Here is a 12,129-nt window from a genome sequence, read left to right as displayed (position 1 = left end):
AATCAAAATAGCTTAACCTGTCAAAACACGGGAGAAAGCCTTAAAACCAAACCTAGATTCGCAACAAGTGTTGTTGTTCCTACCCCCATTTATAACATGCGGGTTACGATTGACTAAAATTAGATCAATAGAGTGTTTTATATTCACTGGAGACAACAATGAAAAATTCATCTTTAGATTTGCTTGAACTTGTTTTGAAGGAAAATAATTTAAAACAAGAAACTATTTATCTAACCTGTAATTTTTGTGGTCAATCTTTTTCTGTTAGATACAAGAAGGCTCATGAACGTCTTTGTCGGAAGGTAAATCAATGCAACAAGAATATATAGATCAGGCTTTAGCTGTTGCTGATTCTTTTTATAATTTGGGATTTGCTCAAGGTCTAGCTTTCGGTGTTTTTATTGCGTTTGTTGTTTACATTACTGTATCAGAATGATTTCAATGATTAGAAATAGACACATATACAAAACAGTCAGCTATGACAGGAAAAAAGGTGTTTTAACCAGAGATGATTACGAGTACATTCGCGATCTACTGGAGACAGTTCTAGAGCAACTGCAAAATTCAGAATTGGATAATGATGAAGAAATTACAAAGTTAAAATTATTGTTTATCAGGCTAGATCATCATATAGCGCGTCGGATTTCGGCATAACGTATATTATGTTACTTAGGATACTCGACATCGTGAATAACAATTCCTAAGATTCACGATGTCGAGTGCAATGACTACCTAATTATTAGAATAAATAACTCAATAAGTGTTTAAATTTTATTAATTAAATTTATTTACATACAATTACATGACTAGTTAATATTAGAATTTCCTTCTTTTTGACTAGTTAACTCTTAGAATGAAAAAAACTCAAAAAATTACCACAATTTCAAAATTAACTTTTATCGACAGGAATTATAGATAGGATAGTATTTATGAACTTATTGTCTGGTGTATTTGATTTAATTTATGTTTACCTAAAGTTTATTTCATATTTGAAGTTATATTTAATTGGCAATAATTTTAATAACTTAGACGATTAAATTACTAGTTTATAAAATTCTTGGTTCATGAACCTAGTTAAATAAATATATTTTTCGACTAAAAATGTCTTAAGAATAGACTAAATTTGTCTAGGAGAGTGGTGGCAGTCCACCACTCATTAAAAGATGTCTACCAAATCGATGGCTATTCAATAAGTAGTAGTCTACTACCTGATATAAAATATGATGTTGAGACTAGGGTTTTGATCACTACGATTTCTGTTTCGCTTTTTGGCGTAACACATACAAATATAAACTTTCTACTTTTTCACGTGCCCATGGTGTGGTACCTAAGAATCGTAATGATGATTTAACACTTGGATCTATGCAAAAACATCTAATTTCAATTTTACGGCTTAAGCCTTCAAACCCACCGTAGTAATCCAATAATTCATCCAAAATATCAGCGAGTTTTTTGCCATGTAAGGGATCATTGGAGGTGTTCATAAGAGATCAACCATATTTTGGGAGGCTAATATTATAACCTGGGCTGGTTAGAAAATGAGAAAGTTGAAATTTAAAATTTTATTAATATGTATTAAAAAGATGGGGTTTAATATCCCTGAGCTTGGCAATATTGTATGTAAGCTTGTCCATTGCATAGCTCCAACTTAAGAACATTTTCAAATTGATTATAGCCAAATTCAGTTTGGTTTAATTGGATCGTCTTTCTTGCATTAATTAAAGCATTTTGAAGGCATTGTGTTGTAAGTGATCCTTTAATAGAGTTGTCAAACTCAGAAATAATTTTAGAAGAAGATTCTTTATATCTTTCCAATAGGTCAAGGTTGCGAAAATGATTTTTAATAACATTAAATAAATAAGTTGGTAACACATTATTTTGATTATCTAAATAAAAATTAACATCAAAAGTATTGTTAGTATAGACTACTCTTGCAAATAGAAATTGGACTGGTGGCAATTGATGTAAGTAAGGGTTTAGACACTCGAATACTCCACTTGTGATCCATTTTTTAGATTTTTTACCATTACATTGAGAACATGCGGGAACTAAATTTTTTGGATGAACTGCGAATTCAGGATAATCATCCTTGGGCATAATATGATCTAAAGTGTTTACGCTATTTATAGTGCAATATTGACAGGTATGATCCTCACGATTATTCGGTCGTGAAACTATTGCATTTTTTAATAAAGTAAATGGCTTAGAACTATATTTATATAGTTTTAATAAGTCAGATTCCTCACTATCAGTAAATAAATTACATGCTGTTATAGTATGTAATGAATTTGTTGAAAATGCGCGATCATATATGGGGTAATAAGGTGATATTTTTTGAGATAAGGGGACTATTCTATCTTTATAAAGAGGAGGTTTCTCATTTTTACCTTTTTTCTTAGATTTAACCACTTTCTCTAAAAAATCTTCACTGTCAAAATGATATGGAGTTAAGTTAATCATATTAATTCGATGCCATACCATTTAATAGAACTGTTAAATTCAAGCTTAATGGTACATTATTCGTTTTAAGTAAATTTATAATATCATTATAACTATAGCCTTTATTAATTAATATTTGCAATTCATTTTTGAATTGAGATGTTGTATCTCTGGCACCAAAAATATCATCTGTAATCTTGGTTAAATTTTCCCCAAATGTTTCAATTGAAGGGTGCTTAGCACTTAAAACATCATTTTCATTTCTTACAACATAAACATTTTTAGACAGAATACCCTGTACGATGATCGGAGAGTGAGTCGCAATAATACAATACGATTGGAATTTTTTAACTAATAAATGGATACTATTAATGAGCTGAGAAATAGCATTCGGATGCAAGTGCGTTTCTGGTTCGTCAAATATAATTAATGAATCATAGCGAATATTCGCTAATATTTCCGTTAAAATAAAAACAAAAATTGACTGACCTGAACTGAATTTATTAAGAGAATTACTAATTTCAGTAATATTTAATTCGTATTCAAACTCAGATTCATTCCATGTTTTCCATCGATCGACTGTATTGTTTGGAAAGAAATTTTCCACAATTGCACACCAACGATCGAACCTTTTACTTTTTTGAACTTTTTGAATAGAGTTAAAAAACCTTTCCTTTAAATCATCTTTAGTAAGCGTATATTTTTCACCATTTTTTTCTTGTCTTAAACCACAATATACATAATTTATTTTCGATGAGCTTTCTGGAATTTTAAAATCATCAAAAACACTATAAGAAACAGCAATGACCTTACTGAAAAGTGGTACTTTAGGTGTAAAAGTATCTAATACGTTGTTAGCCAAATCTATTGGTATTTTGAGACCAATTGCGTTTTACCGACACCATTCTCGCCGATAAGGGCATAAATTCTATCAGGAAGGATAGAATTATCATTAAAATTAAATGGTATCTTTAATGGTTCAATATTGTCTGAATAACTAGGTCTGTAGATATACTCAAAAGAATAAAGATTACTTAGATCATAGTTATCAATAATATAACGAGCTTGACGCATTAATTGCTCCTGACCATCAAACCTGATTAAACTATTTTTGAAATCCGAAGAATTCTCAAAAGATTCGCTTATCTGTGGAAAAAATGCAACATCATTAAAGGCTTTCAAGATAGTTAAATAATGGTTTCCGAAAAAATTCTTGATACTTTTATAGTAGTCAATTTTCTCTCCCAATGAACAATATTCTTTTCCTAACTTCGTAAGCTGGTATGGTAAGCTCAGTGTTGTACTTTTTGAATCAATCGATATTATTTTCAACAATCCTAATGTTGTATGTTTACCTTTATATTGAACCGACAATGTGAATTGGTTTTTACTTGAAAAATCATCCCATGTTGTTGGATTAAGCAAGATATAGGAAGGATGATTTTTATTTAGTTTCTCTATTATATTAACATCTTTATCTTTATTAACAAAAATTGGGGTATGATTATCAACTATATCTTTGAATTGATTTTCACTATCTAAAGTATCTAACTCGAATATTGAGATACCATTTTCATTAATGGTTTTCAAACGATATTCAAGTGAGTGGCTGTTAAGTATTGAATTTAAGGTGTAATAGAAAAACTTTACTTCTTCTTCCGTGTTATTGACAGTAGGGGATACAACTAGATTAAGAAGTTTGAAAAAATTTTCATCAGAATTTGTGAAATCGTATCTATCGAGTAAGATTTCTTCAAGAGTCCAATCATTGTTATTTATATAGTGCTGTGTAAAATCGCCTTTTGCATCTTTGTATCTATTGTCAGTAGATGGCATAGCCCGCAAATTTAAAATTGAATCAAAAAATTCTAAGGCCCCCATTTTCTTGAATAACTTTTCTTCTTGTTGAGCAAGAAGTCTTAAGATTTCTATTTTTATGTTTTTAGCGAGTTGTAAATTTTTCATACTTTTCCAAAGTTCTTCAGTTTAATCTCAAAGGATTATTGTTCAATAATTCGGTTCGTAAATAATCGTCATAACATATTAAGTTTAATAAACTATGCTAGCAATCCACCATCCAATTTTTCAGTCATATTTCTTATAAATGAATGATTACTAGCCAAAAGTTCATCCCACATATCAAGACAATACCCCAGTGTTTCATCATCGTCATCATTTTCTGCTTGATCATATAATTGCTGAATGACTCTCGTAATAGTATTTGTATCTAAATTATTCATTAACTCTTGAGTTTTTAACTTAAGAATATTTTGAATCATGACAATAATAAGGTCACTGAATTGACCCATTCCTGTCGGGCTTTCTTCTATAGAGTGCAAAACATTATAAACATTATGATTTAATGCATTTGAGTGCACATATTTTTCAAAAAACTCTCTAGCATATCTTTTTGACCAAAATTTTTGGTTGAAGAATTTCCCCATTTTTTTTAGGGTTTCCTCGTTTTCTGAATTAACTAAGATCTCAAATATTTTTTTCATTTTTGAGTGATCATATCCTTTGGTATCATCACCTAAGAGTTGGCTAATCACGGAAGCATAGCCCCAAAGACTTTCTTGATTTTTAGAATCTAGACTTAGCTGTAACTCTGCTTCAAATAAATCATTGAATAACCATCGAGCAATGATTTGTTTATGACCTTCTTTTCTCACGTCTTCATACTTAGATTCAAGCATAGTTTTGACAACAGAAATAAATGACTCTCTATACTGACCAGTGAAAGCATTGTTAAAATAATAATGAAAGCCATAACTTAGAGTATTTCGAATGTCTTTCTTACATAATTCTATGAATTTATCGAAAGCATAGTCCTGGTCATAGTTATACATAGGTAATAACAGATTAGCAGTTGCCATTCTCACCGCTGCATGTTCATCGTTCAGTGCATTCTCAATGATATATTTATGTGAAAGTGCATATTCTTGATCATCCCAAAATTTACCAGCAAGACCTGTATATGCAGATCCTCGTGTACAATTAATAGTATTACCTTTTAAATCACGGCTTGAGATTTCATCCAACTGATCTGGATAACCTACTGTATGGATATTCAATTTATTAGGTAAAGGGTCATCTGCTGATTTCGCGATATCTTCTAGTAAATTTATGTACTTGGGAGATAACACATTGATTTTTGCTGAGAGCAAGCTTTCAAGTTGTCTTGAATACTTTGAAGCTGAAAAATGATCAATCACTTGTTCAACCAACTCAATAGGGCAAGGCTCCCATGTTTCTTTTAACTCATCTGGAACTCGATTAAGATCATTATCTCTAAGCCCATAATACAAGGCGTTAATGTAATCCTGAGGGATATCGATTGGTAGGGTTAAAGCAAACTTTGCATAACGTTGAGGTTCACTAATTACTGCACTTTCAAAAGCATTTGAAAATTGATGAATACTCGCTTCTCTAAGGTCTCTTCTGAACTTATTCTTGCTGAACTTACTTGGATCAGTAGTAATAAGTTTTTTCCAAGCCTTGTTTGAAAGCATGAGAGGGTTTTTAATAGGAGAACTTACAAATCCTCCAACACCATTTGAACGATTACAGAAATCATCTTCAGTATATTTTTCAAATTTGCGTCTAAGGACAGCAATTAACTGCTCTGACTCAATTGTAATACGTGCTACATCTAATTTAGGTAGTAAGTGATATTGTGTTTTTCCCCAATAAGGCATGTAGTAATTTTCACGTGTGTATTCTAAACACCGTTTAATTTGATCTACATGATAGTCCGGGGGAAAGAAATAGATAATATTTTCAAGTTGTTCAAACTTATTTTGACTACAATGCGGGGAGAATTTTTCAATTATTTTCCCAGCCAGCTTCCAGATTGGTTCTTCATTATTATTCCCAAGTTTAAATTTTTGATTTGGGTTGTCTAATAACCACTCTATCACTTCGTCAGCATATTGAATGTCTAGATTTAGAAGTACATTTGCATATATACGATTAAAAATCAGATTAATAGTTTCTTTATATGGACTGAGCAACTGAAGTAATTGATCTGGTTCTAAAATAGTATTTGTAGAAGCTTTGATTACGATTTTGAACAAACAGTTATAAATAAACTCTTCTAAAGATGTTCTAGTTGCATATTCATGTGACCATGTATAGTCATTACTATATTCATCCTGTTTGTTGGAAGAGAAGAAAGTATTCAAGATAGGTAAGAAAACTCTGAGTACTTCTTGTGGATGACTATCTGCAAGTTTTTCCACACACTCAGTATCGTAATTAGACCATTTTTCTCGAGAATTTAATCTTATGTGTAGGTCTTCATCACACATAAGTTCTAATAGATACAAAGCTCTTAATGGATGTTGTTTAGTTAAGTCATCCCAAAAAACATAATGACTGTTAGTGCCAGCTTTAATAAGTTGCATACGAAGATCAAAGAGTTCATCTGAATCATTTTTCATATTCCAACATAAACTATTGTAGATATTTTGATTCCACTCAGGTGATTGATTCACAAACCTGGATAACTCATGGATTAATAAATTTGGTGTTTTGTCAGAAACAGATCTTAAAAGCTCTAAGGCTTTAGATTTCAATTCCCCATCTTCATCTAAGCAATCACTTAGATAATGACTGTCCGATAGATATTGAACTAGAGCAGGATTACCACTGCAACTTAATCTTATAAAATGAGGAGCTAATTCAGCATCTTCTACAATCTTATTAATAAGCTTTTTAAGAGGAGCTTTAAAGTTTTCTATATGGCGTAATACGCTAAATACTAATGATTTCAAATGAAATCGAATTTCAGGATGATAAAGGACTGCTTCGATACATTTGCAGAAAATACTTTCATCTGCTTCATATAACAATGCAAGTGCATATCTGAGATGTTCACGTTTCAACAGCGTTTGCTGATTTCTTACTCCTAATTCGTTTAAGAAATTTTCGGTTGATTGAAGACCAAGCGAAAGTAGTTTTTTCCCTATTGCATAATCATAAATTGCTTGATGTCTGAAACTAATTTCTCTATTTTGCTCAGACAGCAATCCAACAGAGACCATAGCTTTTTTAATTTCTGATGATCCGTGAGGTAGTTGAGTTGAAGAAATACTTAATTTGTTGAGTTGATTCATCAAATGTATAACTTCATGGAAAAACCTATCGCTATCTACTGTGGAAATACCTTGACTCTCATTGAGTTGCTTAAACCGATCTTCAATGAAAAATTTGATCAAATCCAATTTGGTTGTAAATTTAGGAGCCTCACCTAAACCATTGGCTAAGTTTGTGTAAATGCCTAACCATAAAGGTATTTTTAAAATTTTTTTTTGCTCATCACTTAACTGATCATATTCTTCAAATTGGCTAACATATGGATTGATTTGATCTGACTCAAAAAGTTTTAATTCTATTTTTTTTACATCATCATCAATGCTATTGATCCAATTTTTTAGACGTATATCATCTTCTAGTTCAAAGTTCCTAGTCGCCATAATAATTTTTATATTGGCACTAGCATGTTGACGTAGTAAAAGAATTTCCTTAACCATTTTCATGCATATATCCAATGCATTTGATGAATGTAGGGCAGTCCAACGTAGAGCATCTAATTGATCTAAAATAACAACAACTTCTTGTCCCTGACTATATTTCTCTAGGCAGTAAATTGGAGAACAGGGAAAACCTAAATCCTCTCCAAATTGATTGATATTTTTCTCTGGAACTCTTCTATCTAGTCGAATAGGAAGAACAATGGCTCCTGATCGAAAAAAATGCTTCTTTAAGTCTAATAAAAAGGCACTTTTGCCTACACCTGCATCCGCCTTAATTAATGTTATAGGACTACTATTAATAGCATCCACTGTGGTAGTGAATTCAGTACGCTGAATATTATTCTGTAAGATGAGAAAAGGTTCGATTGACTGATCAAACTCTTCATTCAGCGTTTTTATTACAGAAGAAGTATGAGGGTCACTCGGTGAGGGTCTAAAAGAGAAGTTTTGACTTTCTAGATCAGTTTTTAACAGATGAGTGGTAATTTTTTCTCTGAGTTTATGACATTTGACTGGATAAGTTTGTAAGAAGTGGACTAGATGAATAGGTTGCTCATAGATTAATTTTTCAGCGATTAATATACACATCTCATGGTCTGTATCATCTTCATTGAACTGCCTAATTTCAAAACATTTTAGAAAGTGAAGAGCTTTGTCTAGATCGTCTGGATTTGATGGATCAAGATTTAATTTCCTACATAAATCATTAAATATCTTTAACCTTTCTTGGCTTATTTCTTTAATTTGATGCTCAAAGAAGTCTGAGCTAGATCCTGTACTATTTAAGGCACTTTCACAGATATCTTCTAATAGTCTAAAACCAATTCTTGAAACAACTTTATAGGATGTTGAGCCCGATAAGATATGTTGAAAACCTTTTGTCAAAAGTTCTTTAGATTGTAGAGTAGCTATAGACCAAGCATTATCAGATATATTGCCAATTTTGCATTGATGATGTTCTTTAGAACCATCAAGATTACCAACAATGACATCGACAGCATCTTCGTCCTCACCTAGTGGCTCAACTTGGACATAGGAAATTTTTTCATCTAATAATCGGAACAATTGGAATGTGATCCAAGATGATTCGTAACGATTTCCAATTTTTTCAGCTAAGCCGCCTGGTTCTAAAGACACACATACCTACCATATCAAATACTTATTAATTTTAATAATTTAAGGTCATTTTTTTTATTTTTTCAAGGATTAATATTTAATCATTCTAATTTTATGAAAAAAACATAACCTTAATAAAAGTTTCAGACACTTTTAGGGGGGAGTCATCATTTTTCATCGTTGTTGCGTAGATAAGTATATAAGATATCTGAAAATTTCATCATGGTTGCATTAGAGCATGGGCACTTTACCAAAAATTGAATCAGTACTGTTAGAAATCCATCAAAGTCTTGGTTGTAATAACTCATATTCGACAGTTCAAAAGAACAAATTTGCTACTGGGAAAATTAGTATCAGTAAGCAATCTGATATGATGAAAACAATAATCTTATCTATTTTTGAAAAACTTGAAGTTCAACCAGATTCTTTTGATACCATTTGGCAGCCACTAACTAATATTGCAAACGCCTATAAAGGTCTTGAACTCAAAACTTGGACACTAGATGCTGATCAAAAACAAATTAATTGGATGCTTTTAACGCATTTTTTAGTACCTGGTTTAGCACGATTTTCTGCATTTCAAGCTATTCAGACTCCTTTTGATAAAGGTATGCCAGGTGGCCGTTTCTGGTATTTACCTGAACTGGTTACAAGTGATGGTGATAAAAATCTAGTTTTACCAGTTCCCCAAGTTATTGACTGGTTAACAGATCTCTTAGGAACAGATGTAGGCAATGTTGCCAACCAGAGCCTAGATATAGACATCCAAAATTTAAAACGTTCTCTTTATAACTGGAAGAATGGTATCAATACTATTCGTTACAGCTCTATTTATGAATATTTCCCCGATGGACTAAGTCTAGATTTTGAAGGTTCCTTTACTCTAGATGAAACAGCTTCTACTGATAAACAATTTAATCAAGCATTAACCTTTATCAAGAAGAAGGGCTTGAATGCTCAAAAACTTAAATTTGAGCTCCCACTGTCTGAGGAACTCCTTACCGAGATTTTGCAGGGTAACGTAAATGAAGAAGAAAAAGTTAGATTAATTGAATGCTTATTAGATCGATATTCAGCTCCTACTCTAGATGTTATTCGCCAACGTCTTGTTGTTGCTTGTGTAGTACAAGATATTTATCACCGATTAGTCAAATCTCTGTGCCCTGATGTAGATAAGCATTGCGTAGACCCACTTAAAAATAAAGTTCTGCAATTATTCGCATTATATAAAGTTGTTTATAACCTTACTATCGAGGCATGGAAAAATTGTAGAGATGAGGGTGAATTGGCAGAAGATATGTGGTTTGAAACCCATTTACCTGAATGGGATAGAGAAAGCTTATTTCTCTCAATTCTACCTTCAAGAAAAAAAACAGGTATTGATGAGCTTGCAATGTATCTGAGCTATAGCTTCCGTATCAATGAAAGTGATGTTCTTGATGATGTGATGGGGGATGATGGTAATTCATTCACTGAAATTGCTGAACGTACTGTTCGTAAACTCCATAGCTTTTACGAGGAACAAACTAAAATTCAAGAATTAAAAGCTCGAATGCAACAAAATTCACCATGGAGAGCATTACAGAATGAGCAGAGTTATTGGGTGGTAAGTAGTGTAGCTCAGTCGCCAGACTTACCCATTCGGTTGAAAGAAATGGCCGCTAAACGTATGAGAGAATTAGCCAATACGCCAATAGAGAAAACTTTAGTTGCCATTCCAGAACTTGCTTACTATTTAAATGGTGAAAGTAAAAACAGACCTAAAGATTGTAAAATCAAGGTTGAAGCTTTAATTGCTGAAGCAGAAAAAACTGCAGGATATGATTTATGGAAGTTCGCCATTTTGCAATACAATGCCAAGCACTTATTGGCACAAAATAATTTTGATGAGGCATCAAAATATTTCAGAGAGGCCTTAGAAGAAAGTTTTAAATGTAGTTACGGCCTAATGACTGGAGAGATTGCACGAGATTGTTTAGCTGTAGCAGTAGCGAATCAAAAACTTATTACAAACAATCACGAAAAATATTATCGGGAAATGCTTAGTGGTGGAATGATAGAAAGTGATCAAATTCCTTCTATAGAGGAAATAGCACGTTGGGCACATTCTTACTTTTGGGAGGTTCTATATAAACCATATCCTGGAATCAAGCCTCAACAACCACTTAGTCAGACTTTAGTAAAACCAGCTTTGGATAAACTTTTTCCTTTGCTTGAGCAAAATAATTTAGCAGGGTTAAAGGATTGGCTAGATTCTAATAACGCTTTATTTAAGTCAAATCTACCTGATGTCGAAGGTAATTCAATGCTCATGCTCATGCTCATGCTGAAACTATTTCTTAAAGCTCAAAAATTGATGGATGAGAAGATATTAGAAGTTTGGGAAACCCTTTTAAAAGATATTTTTGAAAAATACCCAAAGCAACTCAATATTACCGACCTAAAAGGGCAAACACCATTAATGTTAGCTGTTGAAGCTCGTGAAACACTATTAGTTGAACAAATGTTAGCAGCAGGAGCCGATGCTAATATTCAAAATTACCAAGGAATGACTGCCCTACATACAGCTTGTAAAATTAAATCTCCAAAAGTTTTTGATACTTTCTGTACAGGGTCTTCTGATTGGAATTTGAGAACAATGGATGGAAGATTACCGCTACATACCGCATGTTGGTCTGGCGATGTGTACGCAGTCAAAAAATTAGTAGCATTGCTACCAAAGCAACTTTGGGAAAAAGATCATGCCGGATTCACACCATTAGAATTGGTTGAACATCTGCTTGAGAATCCTGAAGCACTGCAGATGTTAAATCAACAAAGTAGAAAGAATGGATATTCATGTGGAACTCAGCAAGAATTAGAAATAATTCTTGAGGTTTTAGAGCGATCTTTATCTATAACTAACTAATTGTAAAATAGCCCTGTACTACTTCATGTACAGGGCTAGATTATGTTAATACTTATAGACTCTTTGAATAGGATTTAGGTTAATTATTTATTCACCAAGAACAATAACATAGAAAAGTTTGATTAGTTT

Annotated in this window: 7 protein-coding genes; 2 read left to right on the top strand and 5 right to left on the bottom strand. The window is 32.3% G+C overall.

The annotated features are described in order from the left end of the window. Window positions 1–310 precede the first annotated feature (310 nt). Window positions 311–436, top strand: a complete 126-nt coding sequence (locus E2K74_RS14950) for a hypothetical protein (protein ID WP_264766496.1) — start codon at window positions 311–313, stop codon at window positions 434–436. A gap of 811 nt (window positions 437–1,247) precedes the next feature. On the opposite strand, the gene E2K74_RS03320 is transcribed toward E2K74_RS14950, so the two are convergent. From E2K74_RS03320 to E2K74_RS03305, 5 genes are all read right to left on the bottom strand, one after another. Continuing rightward, on the bottom strand, window positions 1,248–1,484 hold the full coding sequence (locus tag E2K74_RS03320; protein WP_151206276.1) for a VF530 family DNA-binding protein: 237 nt from the start codon (window positions 1,482–1,484) through the stop codon (window positions 1,248–1,250). Between the two features lie 106 nt (window positions 1,485–1,590). Next, a complete protein-coding gene (locus tag E2K74_RS03315; RefSeq protein WP_151206275.1) occupies window positions 1,591–2,460 on the bottom strand; it encodes an HNH endonuclease in 870 nt (289 codons plus the stop codon). Between the two features lies 1 nt (window position 2,461). Beyond that, entirely contained in the window at window positions 2,462–3,301 is an 840-nt protein-coding gene (locus tag E2K74_RS14815; RefSeq protein ID WP_227548000.1) for an AAA family ATPase, read from the bottom strand. A 2-nt stretch (window positions 3,302–3,303) separates the two neighbouring features. After that, window positions 3,304–4,404: a hypothetical protein gene (locus E2K74_RS14810; RefSeq protein WP_227547999.1), complete on the bottom strand. Its 1,101-nt coding sequence runs from the start codon at window positions 4,402–4,404 to the stop codon at window positions 3,304–3,306. A gap of 92 nt (window positions 4,405–4,496) precedes the next feature. Continuing rightward, on the bottom strand, window positions 4,497–9,113 hold the full coding sequence (locus tag E2K74_RS03305) for a hypothetical protein (RefSeq protein WP_151206274.1): 4,617 nt from the start codon (window positions 9,111–9,113) through the stop codon (window positions 4,497–4,499). Between the two features lie 217 nt (window positions 9,114–9,330). On the opposite strand from E2K74_RS03305, the gene E2K74_RS03300 reads away from it, so the two are divergent. Next, a complete protein-coding gene (locus E2K74_RS03300) occupies window positions 9,331–12,000 on the top strand; it encodes an ankyrin repeat domain-containing protein (protein WP_151206273.1) in 2,670 nt (889 codons plus the stop codon). Window positions 12,001–12,129: the final 129 nt, after the last annotated feature.

Origin of the sequence: Acinetobacter sp. RF15B (assembly GCF_007558235.1) — a bacterium.
In the GTDB taxonomy this organism is placed as follows: domain Bacteria; phylum Pseudomonadota; class Gammaproteobacteria; order Pseudomonadales; family Moraxellaceae; genus Acinetobacter; species Acinetobacter lwoffii_C.
Note: the sequence above shows the minus strand (reverse complement) of the source record. Positions and strands in the feature narration are given on the sequence as shown.

Excerpts from the sequence above, each read along its gene's own strand:
- E2K74_RS14950 (WP_264766496.1), top strand. The coding sequence starts at position 311 with ATGCAACAAGAATATATAGATCAGGCTTTAGCTGTTGCTGATTCTTTT.
- E2K74_RS03320 (WP_151206276.1), bottom strand. The coding sequence starts at position 1,484 with ATGAACACCTCCAATGATCCCTTACATGGCAAAAAACTCGCTGATATT.
- E2K74_RS03315 (WP_151206275.1), bottom strand. The coding sequence starts at position 2,460 with ATGATTAACTTAACTCCATATCATTTTGACAGTGAAGATTTTTTAGAG.
- E2K74_RS14810 (WP_227547999.1), bottom strand. The coding sequence starts at position 4,404 with ATGAAAAATTTACAACTCGCTAAAAACATAAAAATAGAAATCTTAAGA.
- E2K74_RS03300 (WP_151206273.1), top strand. The coding sequence starts at position 9,331 with ATGGGCACTTTACCAAAAATTGAATCAGTACTGTTAGAAATCCATCAA.